This window comes from Sphaerimonospora mesophila (assembly GCF_001417795.1).
In the GTDB taxonomy this organism is placed as follows: Bacteria; Actinomycetota; Actinomycetes; order Streptosporangiales; family Streptosporangiaceae; genus Sphaerimonospora; species Sphaerimonospora mesophila.
In genome coordinates this window covers 703,471-723,512 of the sequence record NZ_BCBX01000031.1, presented here as the reverse complement: position 1 = coordinate 723,512, position 20,042 = coordinate 703,471, and the positions used below count along the sequence as shown (strand labels likewise).

Annotated in this window: 16 protein-coding genes and 1 pseudogene; 13 read left to right on the top strand and 4 right to left on the bottom strand. The window is 70.0% G+C overall.

Translation table 11 applies throughout. The annotated features are described in order from the left end of the window. The first annotated feature begins 139 nt into the window (after window positions 1-139). The 9 genes from AP234_RS07640 to AP234_RS07600 all read left to right on the top strand — a co-directional run bounded on the left by AP234_RS07640 (window position 140) and on the right by AP234_RS07600 (window position 12,393). On the top strand, window positions 140-1,132 hold the full coding sequence (locus AP234_RS07640) for an ABC transporter permease subunit (protein ID WP_083501859.1): 993 nt from the start codon (window positions 140-142) through the stop codon (window positions 1,130-1,132). Next, window positions 1,129-2,001: a carbohydrate ABC transporter permease gene (locus AP234_RS07635; RefSeq protein ID WP_235558013.1), complete on the top strand. Its 873-nt coding sequence runs from the start codon at window positions 1,129-1,131 to the stop codon at window positions 1,999-2,001. The genes AP234_RS07640 and AP234_RS07635 overlap by 4 nt, the downstream gene beginning before the upstream one ends. Window positions 2,002-2,054: 53 nt before the next feature. Further along, window positions 2,055-3,722 (top strand): extracellular solute-binding protein, encoded by a 1,668-nt coding sequence (locus AP234_RS07630; protein WP_055478786.1) that lies wholly within the window; start codon window positions 2,055-2,057, stop codon window positions 3,720-3,722. A gap of 67 nt (window positions 3,723-3,789) precedes the next feature. Beyond that, window positions 3,790-5,340: a GH39 family glycosyl hydrolase gene (locus AP234_RS07625; RefSeq protein ID WP_055478785.1), complete on the top strand. Its 1,551-nt coding sequence runs from the start codon at window positions 3,790-3,792 to the stop codon at window positions 5,338-5,340. Then, window positions 5,337-6,047, top strand: a complete 711-nt coding sequence (locus AP234_RS07620; protein WP_055478784.1) for a DUF624 domain-containing protein — start codon at window positions 5,337-5,339, stop codon at window positions 6,045-6,047. Before AP234_RS07625 ends, AP234_RS07620 begins: the two co-directional genes overlap by 4 nt. A 263-nt stretch (window positions 6,048-6,310) precedes the next feature. Further along, a complete protein-coding gene (locus AP234_RS07615) occupies window positions 6,311-8,509 on the top strand; it encodes an alpha-glucuronidase (protein ID WP_055478896.1) in 2,199 nt (732 codons plus the stop codon). Between the two features lie 52 nt (window positions 8,510-8,561). Continuing rightward, window positions 8,562-10,598, top strand: a complete 2,037-nt coding sequence (locus AP234_RS07610; RefSeq protein ID WP_055478783.1) for a beta-galactosidase — start codon at window positions 8,562-8,564, stop codon at window positions 10,596-10,598. 218 nt (window positions 10,599-10,816) lie between these two features. After that, window positions 10,817-11,935, top strand: a complete 1,119-nt coding sequence (locus tag AP234_RS39420; protein WP_083501858.1) for a lytic polysaccharide monooxygenase — start codon at window positions 10,817-10,819, stop codon at window positions 11,933-11,935. A gap of 200 nt (window positions 11,936-12,135) precedes the next feature. After that, window positions 12,136-12,393 (top strand): hypothetical protein, encoded by a 258-nt coding sequence (locus AP234_RS07600; RefSeq protein WP_152990279.1) that lies wholly within the window; start codon window positions 12,136-12,138, stop codon window positions 12,391-12,393. 62 nt (window positions 12,394-12,455) lie between these two features. Here AP234_RS07600 and AP234_RS07595 read toward each other — a convergent pair whose 3' ends face one another. After that, entirely contained in the window at window positions 12,456-12,908 is a 453-nt protein-coding gene (locus AP234_RS07595) for a YbhB/YbcL family Raf kinase inhibitor-like protein (RefSeq protein WP_055478781.1), read from the bottom strand. Between the two features lie 213 nt (window positions 12,909-13,121). Here AP234_RS07595 and AP234_RS34710 point away from each other — a divergent pair. Continuing rightward, window positions 13,122-13,322, top strand: a pseudogene (locus AP234_RS34710) (aldo/keto reductase); the annotation flags it as partial. A gap of 52 nt (window positions 13,323-13,374) precedes the next feature. Here the strand turns inward: AP234_RS34710 and AP234_RS07585 are convergent. After that, on the bottom strand, window positions 13,375-14,217 hold the full coding sequence (locus AP234_RS07585; protein ID WP_055478779.1) for an enoyl-CoA hydratase-related protein: 843 nt from the start codon (window positions 14,215-14,217) through the stop codon (window positions 13,375-13,377). A 427-nt stretch (window positions 14,218-14,644) separates the two neighbouring features. Between AP234_RS07585 and AP234_RS07580 the strand changes: the two genes are divergently transcribed. Then, the gene (locus AP234_RS07580; RefSeq protein ID WP_055478778.1) at window positions 14,645-15,877 is read left to right on the top strand and encodes an SGNH/GDSL hydrolase family protein; all 1,233 of its coding nucleotides are present in this window, start codon (window positions 14,645-14,647) and stop codon (window positions 15,875-15,877) included. Window positions 15,878-15,918: 41 nt separating this feature from the next. Here the strand turns inward: AP234_RS07580 and AP234_RS07575 are convergent, their stop codons facing one another. Continuing rightward, window positions 15,919-16,752 carry a metallophosphoesterase family protein gene (locus AP234_RS07575; RefSeq protein ID WP_055478777.1) on the bottom strand — a complete coding sequence of 278 codons (834 nt, stop codon included), beginning with the start codon at window positions 16,750-16,752 and terminating at the stop codon, window positions 15,919-15,921. Window positions 16,753-16,907: 155 nt separating this feature from the next. Between AP234_RS07575 and AP234_RS07570 the strand changes: the two genes are divergently transcribed. Continuing rightward, on the top strand, window positions 16,908-17,597 hold the full coding sequence (locus AP234_RS07570) for a GntR family transcriptional regulator (RefSeq protein WP_055478776.1): 690 nt from the start codon (window positions 16,908-16,910) through the stop codon (window positions 17,595-17,597). Between the two features lie 59 nt (window positions 17,598-17,656). Beyond that, on the top strand, window positions 17,657-18,664 hold the full coding sequence (locus tag AP234_RS07565) for a 1-aminocyclopropane-1-carboxylate deaminase (RefSeq protein WP_055478775.1): 1,008 nt from the start codon (window positions 17,657-17,659) through the stop codon (window positions 18,662-18,664). A gap of 21 nt (window positions 18,665-18,685) precedes the next feature. Here the strand turns inward: AP234_RS07565 and AP234_RS07560 are convergent, their stop codons facing one another. Further along, window positions 18,686-19,738, bottom strand: coding sequence for a DUF5685 family protein (locus tag AP234_RS07560; protein WP_055478774.1), 1,053 nt, complete (start codon window positions 19,736-19,738; stop codon window positions 18,686-18,688). Window positions 19,739-20,042 lie beyond the last annotated feature (304 nt).

The window sequence follows — 20,042 nt, the reverse complement described above, 5'->3', positions numbered from 1 at the left end:
CCGCAAGATTAATGAGAACTAGCGAAAGTTTCGGCGCGCCGTGGTGAGGCTTCCCGCCGCGGGATGAAGCCGTCATCGGCCGAAGGGATGGCATGAACGGCAGGCACCGAGCGAGACGGGCTCCGCACCTGGTGAGAGCATGAGCGCGGTCACGACGATCGACGAGTCACCGAGCACCCCGCCTCCGCGCGACGCGAGATCACGGCACGCCGGTGGGAAGCGCCCTCCCGGTCGCACCTGGCGTCAGGCACTGCGCCGAGACTGGCAGCTTTACTCGCTGGTGATCCTCCCGCTGCTCTTCTTCTTGATATTCCGCTACCTGCCGATGATCGGCAACGTGATCGCCTTCCGGAAGTTCGAACCGGGCGGCAGCGTGCTGGGCGAGGAATGGGTGGGCCTGCGCTACGTGCGGATGTTCCTGAACGATCCGACGTTCTGGCAGGTGTTCGGCAACACCATAATCATCGGTGCGTTGACCCTGCTGTTCTGCTTCCCGACGCCGATCGTGCTCGCCCTGCTGATCAACGAGCTGCGCGGCCGGCGGGTCAAACGGTTCGTCCAGTCGGTGTCGTACCTGCCGCATTTCCTGTCGATGGTGGTCGTGGCCGGGCTGGTCATGGAGCTGCTGTCGGTGGACGGGCCGGTCAACCAGATCCTGAGCAAGATGGGCAGCGATCCCATCCCGTTCCTGCAGGAGGCGGGGTGGTTCCGGACGATCTACGTCTCCTCCGAGATGTGGCAGACCGTCGGCTGGGGCACCATCATCTACCTCGCCGCGCTCACCACCATCGACGAGCAGCTGTACGAGGCGGCCCGCATCGACGGCGCGAACCGATGGCGGCAGATCTGGCACGTGACGCTCCCCGGCATCCGGCCGACCGCGGTCACGCTGCTGATCCTGAACATCGGCACGTTCATGGCGGTGGGCTTCGAGAAGATCCTGCTGCTCTACAACCCGCTGACGTACCCGACCGGTGACGTGATCTCGACGTACCTGTACCGGATGGGCATCGTCTCCAACAGCTTCAGCTACGCCGCGGCGATCGGACTGTTCGAGGCCCTGATCGGCCTGACCCTCGTCATGTCGGCGAACCTGATCTCCCGCCGCACCGTGGGGGCGAGCCTGTGGTGACCGTCGACAGGACCCGGGGCTACCAGATCTTCCGGGTGATCAACACACTCGTCCTGACCGGCGTCCTGGTCGTCACCCTGTACCCGTTCGTCAACATCGTCGCGCGGTCGTTCAGCGACGAGTTCGCCATCCGCGCCGGCAAGGTCAACCTCTTCCCCGTCGGGTTCACCTTCCGGACGTACGAGTACGTCGCCTCCGACCCGACCTTCTGGACGAACTACCGCAACACCGTGGTGTACACGGTCGTCGCCACGGCCATCGCGATGTTCATGACCACGTGCTACGCGTACGTCCTGTCGAAGAGGCATCTGAAGGGCCGCAAGATCCTGATCGGAATCGCGGTCTTCACCATGTTCTTCTCCGGCGGCCTCATCCCCAACTACATCCTGATCTCCAGCCTCGGGTTCACCAACAGCATCTGGTCCATCGTGCTGCCCAACGCGATCAGCGTGTTCAACCTCCTGGTGATGAAGGCGTTCTTCGAGGGCATGCCGACCGATCTGGAGGAGGCCGCCGCGATCGACGGCATGAACACCTACGGCATCCTGCTCCGCATCGTGCTGCCGCTGTCGAAGGCGGTCCTCGCGACGATGGTGCTGTTCTACGCGGTGTCGTTCTGGAACTCGTGGTTCGCTGCGTTCCTCTACATGAGCCAGTCCGATCTCTTCCCGGTGACCGTCTATCTCCGCAACCTCATCGCCGGTGCCACCACGGGGACGTCCGTCGGCGCCGACGCCACCGACCTGACCGTGGCCACCAACATCAAGTCCGTGACGATGGTGCTCACCGTCATCCCGATCCTGGTGGTCTACCCCTTCGTCCAGCGGTACTTCGTCAAGGGCGTCATGCTCGGCGCGGTCAAGGGATAGCCCTCGCCTGACCCGTTTGAAACCAGCCATTTTCCAGGGAAAGGACCCCCTTCATGTATGAGATGAACCGGCGCCAGGCGATGGCCGCCGTGGGAGCGTTTCTCGCCCTCGCCGCCTGCAGTACCGACGGCGGCTCCGGTGACTCCGGCGAGGCCAAGAAGAGCGACGACTTCGCGGCGAACCGGGACGGCGCGATGTCCGACTACGCCGCCGGCAAGCAGTTCACGGCCGCCGCGCCGCTCACGTTCGGCATCCTCTACAACAACCACCCGTTCTATCCGCTCAAGAAGGACTGGCTGTTCTGGTCCGAGCTCACCAAGCGGACCAACGTGACGCTGGAGCCGAACGTGGTGCCGCTGAGCGACTACGAGAACAAGCGCAGTCTGCTGATCGGCGCCGGCGACGCCCCGATGATCATCCCGAAGACCTACCCCGGCCAGGAGACCCCGTTCGTCGCCTCCGGCGCCATCCTGCCGGTCAGCGACTACATCGACCTGATGCCGAACTTCAAGGAGAAGATCGCCAGGTGGAACCTGGAGCCCGACCTGGACACGATCCGGCAGGCCGACGGCCAGTTCTATCTGCTCCCCGGTCTGCACGAGGACTACTGGGTCGACTACTCCCTGGCGATCCGCGCCGACATCCTCGACGAGCTCGGGCTGGAGATCCCGCAGACCCTGGACGACCTGCACAACGTGCTGAAGGCGATGAAGGAGAAGTACCCCGACTCCTACCCCTTCTCCGACCGGTGGAGCAACCCCACGCCGGGCGGCGCCCTGCTGAACCAGATCCTCGGCCTGGCGTACGGCGCCCACGGCGGCTGGGGCTACCTGAACGGCGTGACGTGGGACCACACCGCGCAGAAGTTCGCCTACACCGGCGCGATGGAGCAGTACAAGCAGATGCTGCAGTTCCTCCACACGCTGGTGGAGGAGAAGCTGATGGACCCGGAGAGCTTCACCCAGCAGGACGACCAGGCGATCCAGAAGCTGGTGTCCGGTAAGTCGTTCGTGATCAGCACGAACGCGCAGACCCTGGTCAACGAGTACCGCCCGCCGCTGAAGAAGGCGAACCCGAAGGCGAAGCTGATCAAGATCCCGGTGCCCATCGGGCCGCTCGGACCGGTCAAGGCCGACGCCACCACCACCCGGCTGGAGAACGGCATCATGATCTCCAAGAAGGCCCGGGACAGCAAGAACTTCGTCGCGATGATGCAGTTCATCGACTGGCTCTGGTACTCCGACGAGGGCCAGGTGTTCGCCAAGTGGGGCATCGAGGGGACCACCTTCACCAAGGACGCCTCCGGCAAGTACCAGCTGGCCGAGGACGTCGACTTCGTCGGGCTCAACCCCGACGCGTCCAAGCACCTGCAGAAGGACTTCGGCTTCTCCAACGGCGTGTTCGCCTACGGCGGGACCACCGAGCTGCTCCAGTCGACGTTCTCCGAGGAGGAGATCGAGTTCCAGAAGGTGATGAACGCCAGGGAGGCGCTTCCGCCCGCGCCGCCGCGCCCGCTCACCGACGAGGAGCGCGAGCAGGCCTCGCTGTGGGAGACCCCGCTGAAGGACCACGCCACCCAGAACACGCTCAACTTCATCCTGGGCAAGCGGAGCTTCGACGAGTGGGACGCCTACGTCCAAGAGCTCGAGGCGAAGAACATGTCCGCCTACATCAACCTGATGAACAACGCCCACGAGCGGTACAAGAAGGAGCACGGCTGAGCGGCCCGGGTCGGCCGTGCCTGTCCCGCGGCCGGCCCGAGCCTCATCCGACGGCGGGTGAAGGACGATGACGCGCAACTCCGTTCCCGATGTGCCCTCCCACGAGACCCCGAGCCGGCTGCCGGACGCCTGGCGGTTCTGCGTCGGCACGGGCCGCTTCGATCTGGCGCTGCGCGGGGACTACCGGGAGTCGCTGGCGCTGGTCCAGCGGGAGATCGGTTTCCGGCACATCCGGGGACACGGACTGCTGAGCGACGGGGTGGGCGTGCATCGGCCGTACGAGTACCGGGGGGAGCGGCACGTACGGCACGCGTTCACCTATGTGGACCAGGTGATCGACGCCTACCTCGACCTCGGGATCAAACCGTTCCTCGAGCTGGGCTTCATGCCCTCCGGGCTCGCCTCGGGCGAGCAGACCGTGTTCTGGTGGCGCGGCAACATCACCCCGCCCCGCTCCTGGCAGGAGTGGGCCGCGGTGGTGCGGGCCACGGTGACGCACCTGATCGACCGGTACGGCCTGGAGCAGGTGCGCACCTGGCCGATCGAGGTGTGGAACGAGCCCAACCTCGAGCAGTTCTGGCTGGACGCGGACCGGGAGGCCTACCACCGCCTGTACGAGGTGACCGCGAACACCGTCAAGGACGTCGACGCCGCGCTCCAGATCGGCGGTCCGGCCATCTCGCCCGGCGCCGACGAGTGGATGGTGCGGTTCGCCGAGTTCGTCGCCGAGCGGTCCCTGCCGATCGACTTCGTCAGCCGGCACGCCTACACCTCCGGCCCGGCCCGGCATGTGCCGTTCGGCGTACACCAGACGCTGGCGCCGGCGTCGCGGCTGCTGGAGCAGTTCGCCACCCCCCGGCGGCAGCTCCGGGGCGGCCCGCTGGCGGATCTGCCGGTGCACATCACCGAGTTCAACTCCTCCTACCGGCCCGACAACCCCGTGCACGACACGGCCTTCCACGCCGCCTACCTCGCCCCGGTCCTGGCCGCGGGGGGAGACCTGGTCGACTCCTTCTCCTACTGGACCTTCTGCGACGTGTTCGAGGAGGTGGGGGTGCCGACGTCGCTGTTCCACGGCGGCTTCGGCCTGCTGACCCATCGGCAGATCAAGAAGCCCACCTATCATCTGTACGCGTTCATGGCCCGGATGGGCGGGGAGATCCTTGCCCGTGGCCGCGACCACCTGGTCACCAGGGACTCCACGGGCGGCACCGGCCGGGTCACCGTACTGGCCTGGGCGCCGGTGGACGTCACCGGCGGTCCGCCGGTCGACGGGCACACCGTGCGGCTGTCGGTCCCGATCGGTTCTCCGTCGGCGGCCTTCGTGCTGCGCTCGTCGGTGAGCGAGGAGAAGGGCAACGCCTGGCGGGCGTGGTGCGAGATGGGCCGCCCGGCGTCCCCCCGGCCCCGGCAACTGGACGTTCTCCGGGAGGCGGCCGAGCCGGTCAGGAGCCACCGCGCGCTGCCGGTCGAGGGTGGACGCGTCGATCTCGACCTCACGCTCGACCGGCACGAGGTCACGCTGCTGGAGATCACGCCGGTGGTGAACGAGACCCCGCCGTGGTGGGACGAACGCCGCCTGCTCGGCCTGGACGAGGCTCAGGGAGGCGACCGATGACCGAGACGACGATCGGACGGTTCGGGGAGGGGCCGCTCTCGCGCGCCTCCGCGCTGATCTACACCCTCCTGGTGGTCGAGATCCTGTTCCTGGCCACCACCGTGCCCGGCCTGGCCGGGCTCGTCCTGCTCGCACGCGACGCCGCCAACGTCCCGCTGGCGGCGCTGTGCCTGCTCCCGGTCGCTCCGGCGCTGTCGGCCGCGTTGTACGCGGTGCACCGCCGCCGCCTGGATCTGACCGATCTCCATCCGGCCAGGGCGTTCTGGCGCGGCTATCGGATGAACCTCCGCGGGGTCGTGAAGATCTGGATCCCGCTGCTGGCCTGGCTGACCGTCCTCGGGGCGACGCTCGCGAACTTCGCCGCCGCCGGCGTCCCGGGATGGTGGGCGGCCCTGCTGGTCCTCCTGGCACTGGTGGCGACCCTCTGGGGCGCGAACGCACTCGTGATCACGTCGCTGTTCGAGTTCCGGGCGAGGGACGTCGGCCGCCTGGCGGCGTACTTCCTGTTCTGCTCGCTCCGGATCACGCTGGGCAACGCCTGTCTCGTCATCGTGGCGGCCGGCGTCACGCTGGTCGTCACCGAGGCCGGGCTTGCGCTGCTGGCCTCGGTGTTCGTCTCGGCGCTGCTGCTGAACAGCCGCCCGATGATCGCCGAGGTCACCGAGAGATTCACCCGACCCCCCACACCCCCACCCCCTTCCCCGTGATCTTGCGAATTCTCGCACGCCATCCCCCTGACCTGCCCAAATCGATTTCGTGATCTTGCGATTTCTCGCAGGCGTACTGCCTGGCCTGCGCCTATGTGCTCGCCGACCTTGCAGTAGGCCACGAAGTGCAAGATCGCGGACGGTGTTTTCGCTGTTCAGTGGGTAGATCTGCGAGAAAGTGCAAGATCACGAACGCAGACTCCCTGGTCACGGCTTGAGATGCGAGTATTCGCAAGATCACGGGATTGGAGCTGAGGAGCCTCGTGACGATTCCCGATCAGACCGGTGCGGACACGACGACCGAGGTCCACGCGGCCTGGCTGCCGCCGGAGGCGTTCCGGGCGGTCGGCTCACGCCGCGTCCTCGTACACGGTGAGGGCCTCCTCGTCGACACCGTGCGCGAGGAGGTGGCCGGGGCCTGCGCCCGGTACGGCGGCGCGTACGACAGTGCGTACGGCGGTGCGTATGGCGGCGAGCCGCACGCCCACGCCGGGCCGTACGATCTGGTGCTCGCGCTCACGACGGCCGAGCCGCTGCCGGGCGTCGCCGGTGAGGTGCGGGCGGAGCTGCGGCGGCGGCCGGACCCGGCGATAGGCGAGCAGGGGTTCGCGCTCGCCCGCCGCGACGGTGTCACCGTCGTGCTCGCCGACGACCCGGCCGGGCTGCTCTACGGCCTGTTCCAGGTCGTACGGCTCGGCGAGGCGGCCTTCGAGGCCGACCGCCCGGTCGAGCTGCACCGGCCCGCGATGCTCCGGCGGATGCTCGACCACTGGGACAACGTCGACGTGCATCCGGTGATGGGCCAGGTCGAGCGCGGCTACGCGGGCGGCTCGATCTTCTGGCGGGACGGCGCTGCGCGCGGCGACCTGGCCCGGGTGCGGGCCTACGCGCGGCTGCTGGCCGCCTGCGGGGTGAACGCGATCGCGGTCAACAACGTGAACGTGCACGCCACCGAGGCGCACCTGCTGACCGACCGGCTCGGCGACGTCGCCGCGATCGCCGACGAGCTGCGGCCGTACGGGATCAGGGTCCACCTGTCGGTGAACTTCGCCTCGCCCGTCGTCCTCGGCGCGCTGCCGACCGCCGACCCGCTCGACGAGGGCGTACGCGAATGGTGGGCGGCGACCACGGCGAAGGTCTACGCGACGATCCCCGACTTCGGCGGCTACGTGGTGAAGGCCGACTCCGAGGGTCAGCCCGGCCCGTTCGCGTACGGGCGAAGCCACGCCGACGGCGCGAACGCGCTCGCCGACGCGCTGACGCCGTACGGCGGGGTCGTCCACTGGCGCGCCTTCGTCTACGACCACCGGCAGGACTGGCGCGACCGGTCGACCGACCGGGCCCGCGCGGCGCACGACCACTTCGCCCCGCTCGACGGCCGCTTCGGCGACAACGTGATCCTGCAGGTGAAGCACGGGCCGATGGACTTCCAGGTGCGCGAGCCGGTGTCGCCGGTGATCGCGGCCATGCCGGCCACCCGCCTGGCGGCGGAGCTGCAGGTGACCCAGGAGTACACCGGCCAGCAGCGACACGTGTGCTACCTCGCCCCGATGTGGCGTGAAGTGCTCGGATTCCGTCCCTGGGGGCCGGACGGGCCCGCCGTGGCCGACGTCGTCGGCGGCGGTGGCGGCCTGGTCGGGGTCTCCAACGTCGGCGACGACCCCTACTGGACCGGCCACCCGCTCGCGCAGGCCAACCTGTACGCCTTCGGCCGGCTCGCCTGGGCGCCGCCGCTGGACCCGGCCGCGATCCTCGACGAGTGGATCGACCTCACCTTCGCCCCGATGACGACCGGGAAGACCGCGCCTGCGGCGACCGGGGAGACCGCGCCTGCGGCGACCGGGGAGACCGCGCCTGCGGCGACCGGGGAGACCGCGCCTGCGGCGACCGGGGACGCCGAGCCGCTGCGGCGCACGCTGCACGCGATGATGGACGACTCCTGGCGCACCTATGAGCGGTACACCGCGCCGCTCGGCGTCGGATTCATGGTCCGGCCCGGGCACCACTACGGCCCCGACGTGGACGGCTACGAGTACACGCCGTGGGGCACCTACCACTTCGCCGACCGCGACGGCGTCGGCGTCGACCGCACCCGCGCCACCGGGACCGGCTTCACCGGTCAGTACCCGCCGCCGTGGTCGGAGGTGTACGAGTCGCTCGACCACTGTCCCGACGAGCTGCTGCTGTTCTTCCACCACGTCCCGTACGGGCATGTGCTGCACAGCGGCTCGACGGTCGTCCAGCACATCTACGACACCCACTTCGCCGGCGTCGAGCAGGTGGAGCGGATGCGGCTGCGCTGGGCGGAGACGGCCGGGTCGGTCCCCCCGGGACTGCACGCCCGGGTGGCCGAGCTGCTCGACGAGCAACTGCGCTGCGCGCGGGAGTGGCGAGACCAGATCAACGCCTACTTCTTCCGCAAGTCGGGGGTGCCCGACGCCCGCGGCCGCCGCATCCCCTGAGGCCCCGCCGGGCCCATCTCCGTCGAACCAGTCCAACCATGGGAGCGATCGAATGTCCGACCCTCGCATGTCCGGGTTCAGGAACCGCCTCGGCGGCCTGGCGTTCGGCGGCGACTACAACCCCGAGCAGTGGGATCCCGCCGTGTGGCGGGAGGACGTCCGTCTGATGCGCGAGGCGGGGGTGAACCTGGTCTCCCTCGGCGTCTTCGCGTGGGCCTCGCTCGAACCCGAGCCCGGCAGGTACGCCTTCGGCTGGCTGGACGAGGTCATGGACCTCCTCCACGAGAACGGCATCGCGGTCGACCTGGCCACCCCCACTGCGGCGCCGCCCGCCTGGCTGACCCACCTGCACCCCGAGGTCTTCCCGGTCATGGCCGACGGCGAGCGGTTCGGCTTCGGCAACCGCCTGCACTACGACCCCTCGTCCCCGATCTACCGCGAGTACGCGGCGAACATCACCACCAGGCTCGCCGAGCGCTACTCCTTCCACCCCGCGCTGGCCATGTGGCACATCAGCAACGAGTACGGCCCCACGGCCTACAACGAGGCGGCGTCGGCGAACTTCCGGCGCTGGCTCCGGCGCAGGTACGGCGACCTCGCCACGCTCAACGACGCCTGGACCACCCGTTTCTGGGGCCAGATCTACACGGACTGGGCGCAGATCGAGGTGCCGAGCGTGCCGCGCACCTGGATGAACCCCAGCCGCATCCTCGACTTCAAACGCTTCACCTCCGACGCCCTCCTGGAGTGCTTCATCGCGGAACGCGACATCGTCCGCTCCTTCCGCGACGACATCCCGGTCGTGACCAACTTCATGCGCTTCTACCGGAACGCCGACTACTGGAGGTGGGCACCGGAGGAGGACGCGGTGGCCCTGGACATCTATCCCGACCCCGCCGAGCCCGACTCGCACGTGTCGGCGGCCTTCCAGTTCGACCTGTTCCGGTCGCTCAAGGGCGGCCGGCCGTGGCTGCTGATGGAGCAGGCGGCCGGTGCGGTCAGCCAGTGGCGGCTCAACGTGGTCAAGGAGCCGGGGCGGATGCGGCTCGGCTCGCTGCAGGCGGTGGCACACGGCGCCGACTCCGTCATGTTCTTCCAGTGGCGGGCCTCGCGCGGCGGGCACGAACGCTTCCACTCGGCGATGCTGCCGCACTCCGGGCCCGACTCGCGGACCTTCCGCGAGGTCGCCGACCTCGGCCGCGAGGCCGGGCTGCTGGCTCCGGTGGCGGGGACGACCGCGCGCGCCGAGGTCGCCGTGCTGTTCGACTGGAACGGCTGGTGGGGGCTGGAGGAACTGTGGGGCCTGCCCCGCAACGACTTCAGCTACCCCGGCACCGTCATGCGCCACTACACGCCGCTGTGGGAGCACCACTACGCCGTCGACGTCGTGCCGACCCACGGCGACCTCTCGCGCTACAAGGTGCTGATCGTGCCCAACGCCTACCTCGTCGACGACGCGGGCGTGGCCGCCGTCACCGAGTTCGCCCGCGCGGGCGGCACCGTCGTCATGTCGTTCTTCTCCGGGGTCGTGGACGAGTGCAACCGGGTCCGCCCGAACGGCTACCCCGGCGCGTTCCGCCACCTCATCGGCGCGAAGATCGACGAGTACTGGCCGGCGCGCCCGGGGGAGGAGTTCGCCGTCGCGTTCGCCGACGGCCGTACGGCCACCGCGCACTGGTGGCGGGAGGACGTCCACCTCGAAACCGGGACCGCCCAGGCGACCTATGCCGACGGGCTGCTGGCGGGCCGGGCCGCGATCGTCGAGAACGCCTTCGGGTCCGGCCGGGTCGTCTACCTCGCGACGCTGCTGGAACAGTCCGCCTTCGACGCCGTGCTGCTGGCGGAGGTGCGGGCCGCCGGGGTGACGAACCGCTTCCCCGGCGTCCCCGCGTTCGTCGAATGCGCGGTGCGGGAGGACGAGCGGCATGAATACGTCTTCCTCCTCAACCACAGCGCCGATAAGGCCGCCGTCGTCCCGCTGGACGGCCCGGGAACGGACCTGCTCACCGGCGCCCCGGCCGCCGGCGAGGTCACCCTGCCCCCGCTGGGGGCGGCGGTGATCCGGAAGGCGGCGCCGTACGGACCGTGAGGGGGATGAGCGTGATGAGCCGGTGCGCTCGATGAGGAAGGTGAACGTTTCAATCATCCCGGACCGTATGGCCAGTTCGGCGGACCGCGTCCGCCGGGCGCCGGGCGCCACAGTTGATCCTGACTGAGGGTTGAGGGACGGTAAGGATCCCTGGCGGGAGGGCATCGGCCTCCCATTCGACATGCCAGGCCCCCTCATCCTGATCAAGGAGACATGAAATGAGGTTACGTGCGCTCTGCCTTCCGCGGGGCCGCAGCTCCGACGGGACCGGCCCCGCCACCCGCCGGAGCCTGATCCGGCGGGTGCTCGTCGCGGCGGGAGCCGCGATCCTGCTCACCCCCGTGCTCGCCTCTCCCGCCTCGGCACACGGCGCGGTCAGCGACCCGCCCGCCCGTCAGTACGGCTGCTACACCCGGTGGGCGAGCGACTGGCAGTCGCCGCAGATGGCCACCGAGGACCCGATGTGCTACCAGGCGTGGCAGGCCAATCCCGACGCGATGTGGAACTGGAACGGCCTGCTGCGCGACGGCGTCGGCGGCGACTACCAGACGGCCGTCCCCGACGGGCAGCTGTGCAGCGGCGGCCTGACCTTCAACGGCCGGTACGCCGCGATGGACGAACCCGGCCCGTGGAAGACCGTGGACAAGCCCAGCCGGTTCACGCTCAACCTGCTGGACGGATCGTCACACGGCGCCGACTTCATCCGCGTCTACGTCACCAAGCAGGGCTTCGACCCGACGACCCAGCGGCTGAAGTGGAGCGACCTGGAACTGGTCACCCAGACGGGCAAGATTCCCACCGGGTCCACGACGCCGGTCGAGGTGTACGCGCCCGGCCGCACCGGCCACCACATCGTCTTCACGCTCTGGCAGGCCAGCCACCTCGACCAGTCGTACTACTTCTGCAGCGACGTCAACTTCACGGGTGGCGGTCCCACGCCGACCCCCACCCCGACACCCACGCCGACCCCGACCCCCACGCCGACCCCGACACCCACCCCGACCCCGACTCCTACGCCCTCGCCCAGCCCCACCCCCGACCCCTCCGGGAGCTGCTCGGCCACCTACCGGGTCGTCTCGCAGTGGTCCGGTGGTTTCCAGGCCGAGGTGCGCGTGGCCGCTGGCGCTCAGCCGATCAACGGCTGGACGGTGAAGTGGACCTTCGCCAACGGTGAGAGCGTCAGCTCGGCGTGGAACGCGTCGGTGACCACGAGCGGATCCACGGTCAGCGCGCGCAACGCGGCCTACAACGGCTCCCTCGGCGCCGGCGCCGCCACCACCTTCGGATTCGTCGGGTCCGGAACCAGCGGGACGCCCACCCTCACGTGCACCGCGTAGCCGTACACCGCTCCGGCGTGAGACCACGCTGAACCCTCGCTGAGCCCGTCCGCCGCCGTCGCGCGGCGGACGGGCGACGGCCTGCGACGGAGTCCGGACCGGATGCGGCCCATCTCGCCGGTGCGGACACGTGCATCGGGCACGTGCGCGGGTAGGGATTGCGAAGCCGGAACCCAGACCATCGGGGGGTGAGCCGCGAGATGCCTGATCAGGTATTCCTCGGGGAGATGCGGCGGATCCTGGACGAGGTGTACCGCGATCGCGACAGCGCAGCGGTACGGGACGTCTACGCCTGCGCATCCGCGCACGTGCATCTGACCGCGGACAGGCTGGCGCTGCTGAACGAGATTCCGGAGGACGGCTACACCCGGGAGGAGATGGCCGAGGCGATCGATAAGGTGATCATGCGCCGGGGCGAGCAGGACAACCTCGGCCTGCTCCAGGGCCGGAGCCCGTAGCCGGGCGGAACCCGTACGGCGAACCGCCGTGGAGACCCCTTCCCGGCCGTGGGCGACCATCGTCAGCGGCCGTACGTGCCGACCAGCGTCCCGGACGCCAGCACCTTTCCCTCGATCGCGCGCCGCAGGTCGTCGGCGGAGAACCCCCCGGCCAGGCCGGACGGTTCGGCCAGCGCGTAGAGGCGGAAGAAGTACCGGTGCGGGTCGTCGCCCGCCGGCGGGTGCGGTCCGCCGTACCCCCGCTGTCCGAAGTCGTTGCGGCCCACGTGGCGATCTCCCAGATCGACACCGGCGTCCAGATGATCGCTGTCGGCAGGGATGCCGGTCACCAGCCAGTGGGTGAACGTGCCGGTGGGCGCGTCCGGGTCTTCGCAGAGCAACGCCAGCTCGGCCGTGCCGGACGGCGCCTCGGACCACTCCAGCGGTGGCGAGACGTCGCCCGCCTCGTGCGAGTACCGGCGCGGGATCATCGTGTGATCGTTGAACGCCGCGCTGCGCAGCATCATTCCAGCCATATCTGTCCGCTTCCCCGAGAGCCGGCGCCGACACCGGAGATCGGTCCGTGGCGCCCCGGCTGCCTGAGGCGACCGGACGCCGGCCGGGGAGGGGCGGCTTCGCCCCGCCTGAGAGCCTGCGTTCAGACGTTGGGCGGGGTGGCGCCGCTGTCCGAGCGCTGAGCGGGATGCGTTCGATTCCCTCGTCGGTCCGGGGCGTGGCAGACTCCGGACATGATCTCGAAGACGATCACCGCGGTGGCCTCGGGCACCTGGACACTCGGCGACCTGACGGTCAATCGGATGGGTTTCGGCGCGATGCGCCTGACGCAGAACGGCGTGGCGTTCGGTGACGGGACGCCGAGTGATCGGAGCCGGGCGATCGGTGTGCTGCGCCGGGCGGTGGAACTCGGTGTGAACCACATCGACACCGCCGCCTCGCCGTACGGTCTCCTCGACGCCGACCCGCGTGAGATCGGCGAGGTGGTCAGGCGTCGGGGGAGACGGCGTTTCCGGGGAAGGGAGTGTTTCCGGGAAAGACGGTGTTTCCGGGAAAGATCGGGGTGCGCTTGTCGAGGAAGGCGCGCACCCCTTCACGGCCGTCGGGCCGCGCCGCCGCCTCGCGGATCGCCAGGGCCTCCCGGCGCAGCGCGGTCTCCGGCGCCGGAGTGGCCACGCCGCGCAGCAGCCGCTTGACCGCGACCTGGGCCGCGTGCGGTCCCGTGACCAGTTGTGCCACGACCCGGTCCACCGCCGCGCCGAGCTCGTCGTCGTCGTGCACCTGCGCCACCAGCCCGGCCCGGTGCGCGTCCTCCGCGCTCAGGACGGGGTTGAGCAGGGCGAGGTGCAGGGCCTGATGCAGGCCGAGCGTCGCGGACAGCAGGCTGGTCCCGCCGTCCACGGTCAGCCCGACCCTGGTGTAGCCCAGGGTGAAACGGGCCGATCTGGCGGCGAGCACCAGATCGGCCGCAGCCGCGAGCGGGAAGCCCGCGCCCGCCGCCGTGCCGCGTACCACCGAGATCACCACCGCGTCCAGGCGCATCAGCTCGCTCACGATGCGGTGCAGCGCGTCGGCGAGATCGTCGAGGTGCGCCGACATGTCGTCGGCGGCGCCGAAGGACGCGAGATCGCCCCCGACGCTGAAGAACCGGCCCTCGGCGGACAGCACGACGACCGGTGCCCGGTCGGCCCTGGCCCGCCGGATCGCCTGCCACAGAGCGGCGGCCCCCGCGTTGTTGAACGCGTTGCCATGCTCGGCGTCGGCCAGCGTGATCCAGGCCGCGCCGTCGCGGAACTCGTACGTCACCGGGTCCTTGGCGCCCTCGGTCATGATCTCCCCTTCGCCGCCCTTGCTTCAGGCTCCTGTCCTACCAGCCGATCCGGCTGACCACACGACCGGCCCCCATCCCCATGAGGGCGGGATCCACCCCCGTGATCTTTCGAATTCTCGCAGGGACGCCCAACGACCTGCGCAGATTATCCTCGTGATCTTGCACCTGGCGGGGTAGCGCGAGATCACGAACAGCGTTTTCGCAGCTCAGCGGATGGGCCTGCGAGAAACTGCAATATCACGAACGCGAAGTGCCTGGTCCTGGGGGTGTGTGCGAGAAATTGCAAGATCACGGCCATGGGTTGGGGGGCGGTGTTGACCTGGCTGATCGGGCGACGTACCTTTTCTCCGAAATATTCGGCTATAGAACGAAAAATGTCGGCACAGGGGGCAGAGCGTGGCACCGGCTCGATCGGCGGAGTCGTCCTTGAGCGGGCACTGGGTCGGCACATGGGCGTGCTCACCGCAGCCGGCCGAGCCGGACGACCTGCCGCCGGGGCCGTTCACCCGGGAGGGTCTCGCGCTCGCCGACAGCACGTTGCGGCAGACCGTCCGCACGTCGATCGGCGGGCGGCGGATGCGGCTGCGCTTCTCCAACGCCTTCGGCCGTACGGCACTGCCGCTCACCAGGGTCGCCCTGGCGCTCCCGGCCGGGGCGCGGGCGGGGGCGAGGGCCATCCGGCCGTCGACCTCCCGTCCGGTGACCTTCCACGGTCGGCCCTCCGTGGTCATCCCGCCCGGAGCCCAGGTGGTCTCCGACGCGCTCGACTTCGAGCCGGGGCCCCGATCTGTCCTCACCGTCACGACCTACCTGGCCGAGGGCCTGGCCCGCGACTCCGTCACCGCGCATCCCGGCTCCAGGACCACCTCCCACCTGCTGGCCGGCGACCATGTCCAGGCCGGCGACCTGCCCGGCGCCACGCCCGTCGAACACTGGTACCTCCTCAGCGGCGTCGAGGTGTGGGCTCCGCCCACGGCGGCTGCGGTGGCCGTCGTGGGCGACTCGCTGACCGACGGCAGGGGATCCACCACCGACATGAACGACCGCTGGCCCGACCTGCTGATCGACCGCCTGCACGCGCACCCCGACATGGCGGGCCTCGCCGTGCTGAACCAGGGCATCGGCGGCAACCGGGTCCTCGCCGACGGCCTCGGCCCGGGCGTGTCGGCCCGGCTGGACCGAGACGTGCTGGCCCAGAGCGGGGTGAGATGGCTGATCGTCTTCGCGGGGGTCAACGACATCGGTACGGCCGCCGCCACCGAGGCCGCCCAGCGCGAGGTGGCGGCCGATCTGATCGCCGCCTACGACCAGATCGTCGTCCGCGCCCAGGCCGGGGGTCTTCGGGTGTACGGCGCGACGCTGACGCCGTTCGGCGGCAACATGCCGTACGACGACCCGGGCGGACGCCGGGAATCGGCCCGGCAGGCGGTCAACCGGTGGATCCGTACGAGCCGCCGGTTCGACGGCGTGATCGACTTCGACCGTGCGGTGCGCGACCCGGCCGACCCCCGGCGGCTCCTGGCGGCGTTCGACGTCGGCGACCATCTGCACCTCGGCCCGGCGGGCTACGCGGCGCTCGCCGACGCCGTACCGGCCGACCTGTTCCGGCACGACCGGCTCGCCGGGACTCCCCAGCATGCCGGGATTCCCGGGATATAGCCGGAATCACCCGGACATGGTCTCCGTGATCCAGCCGAAGATCACGGGGCCGGCAGGATCTGCCGGAGGCGGCCGGGAGGGGTCTTACGCGGCTTCCACTCCCGGGGGTAGCCGAGGGAGACCTCCTCGAAGCGGACGCCGTCGTACCAGGTGGTCCGTGGGATGTGCAGGTGGCCGTACACGACGGCGGCCGCCTGGAAGCGCAGGTGCCAGTCGGCGGTCTGCGTGGTGCCGCACCAGATGGCGAACTGGGGATAACGCAGGATCAGCGTCGGTTCGCGCACCAGGGGATAGTGGTTGATCAGCACGGTCGGCAACCCGTCCGGCCGCTCTTCGAGCCGCCGCTCGGTCTCCTTCAGCCGGGCGGCGCACCACGCCTCTCGTGACGGGTACGGGTCGGGGTGCAGGAACATCTCGTCGGTGCACACGACCCCGGTCTCGTGGGCGAGCGCGAGGGCCGCCTCCACGGTCGTCACCCCCGGCATGCGGAAGGTGTAGTCGTACAGCACGAACAGCGGGGCCACGACGACGGGACCGCCGGGGCCCGTCCAGATCGGGTACGGATCCTCGGGCGTGACCACACCGAGCGAACGGCAGATCTCGACCAGGTGGCGGTAGCGCGCCTCACCCCGCAGCCGGGACGGGTCGCGGGGATGCGTCCACAGCTCATGGTTGCCCGGCGCCCACACGACCTTCGTGAACCGCTCGCTGAGCAGCCGCATCGTGTGTTCGAAATCCTCGGCGAACTCGCACACGTCACCGGCCACGATCAGCCAGTCACCGGGTGAACCCGGCCGGAGGGCGTCGACGATCGCCCGGTTCTCCGCATAGCCGATGTGAAGGTCGCTGATGGCGACAAGTCGCTCACTCGGCAACGGTGGCCCGCCTGAAGCCTCGGCGCATCGGCACTTCCTCGTCGTCTCAACGCTGGTTCTCGTCTCGACGGTGCCACAGATGCCCGGCGAAGAACAACTTCCGATGTCGCCGCGGACCCTTGACATTGAGAGGGCAGCAGAATGCAATATATTGCATGCCAGTGCCACAGAGCCGGGGACTCGTCGCCAGGTCGCTCCTCAGGGAGAACGCCTACCAGGCGATCCGCGATGCGATCGTCGACGGCACCCTCGTGCCGGGGGAGCGGCTGAACGACAACGACCTCGCGCAGTGGCTGGGCGTCAGCCGTACCCCGGTCCGGGAGGCGCTGGCCCGGTTGGAGCAGGCCGGTCTGGTGCGGACCAAACCCGGTCGCTACACCATCGTCAGCCCCCTGGAGATCCGCGCCGTCCGCGACGCTCAATCGGTGACGGCCGCCATGCACGAGCTCGCCGTACGGGAGGCCCTGCCCAACCTGTCCGCCGCCGAACTGGACGCCATGCGTGCGGCCAACGCCCGCTTCGCCGACGCGCTGCGCCGGGGCGACGTCGACGCGGCGATCAGCGCGGACGAGGACTTCCACGGCGTGCCGGTCACCGCCTGCGCCAACCACGCCATCCGAACCGTGCTCGAGCAGTTCACGCCGGTGCTGCGCCGCCTGGAGCGACTGCGCTTCTCCTCGCTGAGCGGCCGCGAGTCGGTCGCGCAGCACGAGCGGATCATCGCCCTGTGCGAAGCGGGGGACATCGAAGGCGCGGCGGCCGCCACCCAGGCCAACTGGCGGACGCTGGTGCCCCTGCTCGACGATCTGCTCCCCGACGGAGACGAGGCGGCCTCCTCGAACTGATCCCGCGCCGATGTCCCGCTGCCTGCCCGCTGTCCGAAGCCCCCGCCAAGGAGTGACCGATGTCCCTCGACGCCTTCGAGCGCTACCCACTGCTGTTCGGCCCCAGCCCGATCCACCCCCTCGACCGGCTCAGCGACCATCTCGGCGGCGCGCGGATCTGGGCCAAGCGCGAGGACTGCAACAGCGGCCTGGCCTTCGGCGGCAACAAGACCAGGAAGCTGGAGTATCTGATCCCCGACGCCCTCGCCCAGGGCGCGGACACCCTGGTCAGCATCGGCGGGGTGCAGTCCAACCACACCCGGCAGGTGGCCGCGGTCGCGGCCAGGACCGGGATGAAGGCCGTGCTGGTCCAGGAGAGCTGGGTGGAGTGGCCGGACGCGGTCAACGACAAGGTCGGCAACATCCTCCTGTCGCGCATCATGGGCGCCGACGTGCGGCTGGTCCGGGCCGGATTCGGCATCGGCTTCAAGGACAGCTGGCGGCAGGCCCTGGACGACGTCAGGGCGGCCGGCGGCACGCCGTACGCGATCCCGGCGGGGGCGTCCGACCACCGCCTGGGCGGCCTCGGCTTCGCCAACTGGGCGTACGAGGTGCAGGAGCAGGAGCGCGAGCTGGGCGTCTTCTTCGACACGATCGTGGTGTGCAGCGTCACCGGCAGCACCCAGGCCGGCATGATCGCCGGCTTCGCCGGTCAGGACCGCCCCCGCCGCGTCATCGGCATCGACGCCTCGGCCGAGATCGCCGAGACCCGTGCCCAGGTGGAGAAGATCGCCCGCAACACCGCCGAGCTCGTCGGGCTCGGCCGCGACCTGCGCGATGACGAGATAACCGTGCTCGAGGGCTGGGCCGGGGACCTCTACGGCGTCCCCGTCCGGTCGACCCTTGATGCCATCCGGCTCACCGGAAGCCTCGAAGGGGTGATCCTCGACCCCGTCTACGAGGGCAAGTCCATGGCCGGGCTCATCGATCTCGTACGCCGCGGGGACATCCCGAAGGGTTCCAACGTGCTGTACGCCCACCTCGGCGGCCAGCCCGCACTCAACGCCTACAGCGGCGCCTTTCACTGATCAGGGTCGGTCGCATCCTGGTCAGTCGCAGCAGTTGACGCAGTTGCACCATTCGCAACATCTGCCGCACTCGCAGCAGCTGCCGTCACCCAGGTAGCAGCGGTCGTCACAGGGGCGACCCCTGCGCTTGCTCCACCGCGGCCGCCACAGGCCGCAGGTGAAGAAGGTCGCCACGCCCGCCGCCGATTTGCGCACCCAGCCGGGCCGATCGTAGGAGGCGGTCGTGACGTGGTCGTCGAAGGTGCGCGCGATCGCCCGCCGCACTTCGGCGTCGAGCAGCACCTCCACGAGGTGCCGGTCGGCCAGCTCCAGCTCGCGCAGTGCCAGGGCGAGGCCGTGGGCCGCGTCGTCGCAGAGCCGCCGTGCCTCGGCGCGGGTGGTGGCGGTCGCGGTCAGCGGATTGAAGGCCCCGCGGGCGGTGTCCTCCTCCTGGTCCTCGACCGCGTCCAGCAGGTGCGCGATCCGGCCGAAGAACCGGCCCGCCTCGGTGAGTGCGGCGGCGTTCCCCGGTTTGCCGGCGATCGTGGCGGTGTAGGCGAACGCGGCGGCGACGGCGTCCTCGGTGGGGGCGGTCAGATCGAGCAGCCGCACCGTGCCGGTGAGGCCTTCCATGGCGAGCTGGCGGTCGACCGTGGCCGTCAGCACGGCCGTGTCGAAGCCGACCGACGCGCCCATCCGGGCTCCGGCCGCCTCCCACCGGGACGCCAGCATCGTGCGGGCAGCCCCGGTGCCGGGCACGCCGTCACCGTCGGCCACGTGATCGCGGAGCTTGCCCGCGGCCAGCACCAGTGAGACCGAGGCGGCCAGCCGTACGCCCCCGGCTCGTGCGTCCACCACCTCGGCCGATCGGAACCCGCGCAGCGCGCAGGGGCCCGCGGTCCGATGCGGGGAGCCGTACGGGCTCTGCGCCTCGGCCAGGACCGAGATGATCAACCCGTCGTAGTTGGTGGCCAGCCGCGCCCCATGTCCCTGGCCGTCGCGCAGGGTCAGGCACAGCCCGCACAGGTGAGCCCGCCAAGCCCGGAACAGCGACGGGCAACCGTGACTGCCGCACGGGCGAATGATTCCGAACACGAGGCCTCGCGAACTTTGTAGCGGCCATCCCAGAAGACGGGGGGAATATTACGGGCAAACCACCCGGGCGCGGGTCCGCCGCGCGGTGGATTCTGGCTCGCGATCGGGCGTGATGGAATCGAAGGATGTGGTGCGCTCCCGGCGGGGATCCGGCTCGTCCCGGTGCCCTCGTCACTGCCCTCGTCCTGCTCTCGTCCTGCCCTCCTCCCGGCGCCTCGTCACTGCCCTCGCCCTGCCCTCGCCCGGTGCCTTCGTCCCGCGGGACGGGCTCCCCGGTGGGGAGTGGGATCGGCCGCCCGCCTTC